We start from the raw sequence: 252 nt of genomic DNA on the forward strand, positions 1-252 counted from the left end.
TGGCTTGATCTGCTTTTTGTTTTAAGGCTTCAATTTGTTGGAAAAGTTTTTCTGTGGTAGTAATTGAAATCCATGCATGATCAGGTTGTGGTAATTGCGCTACATAGTCGATTAAATCTTCAATATGAATGTCTTGGTTGAGATAAGCGGTTTGCCATTCTTGAAGTGTCCAGCCAATGCATTTGTTCTGACTCATTTTTTTCATTCCAACTTGTATACATGATGGAATACAAAAATGCAGAATCTATGCCA

General features: G+C 35.7%; 1 pseudogene. It reads right to left on the reverse strand.

The window, feature by feature from the left end:
- A pseudogene (locus ACG9ZB_RS17625) lies at positions 1–196 on the reverse strand (allophanate hydrolase); the annotation flags it as partial.
- Positions 197–252 lie beyond the last annotated feature (56 nt).

Origin of the sequence: Acinetobacter johnsonii, assembly GCF_048551975.1 — a bacterium.
Lineage (GTDB): Bacteria > Pseudomonadota > Gammaproteobacteria > Pseudomonadales > Moraxellaceae > Acinetobacter > Acinetobacter johnsonii_A.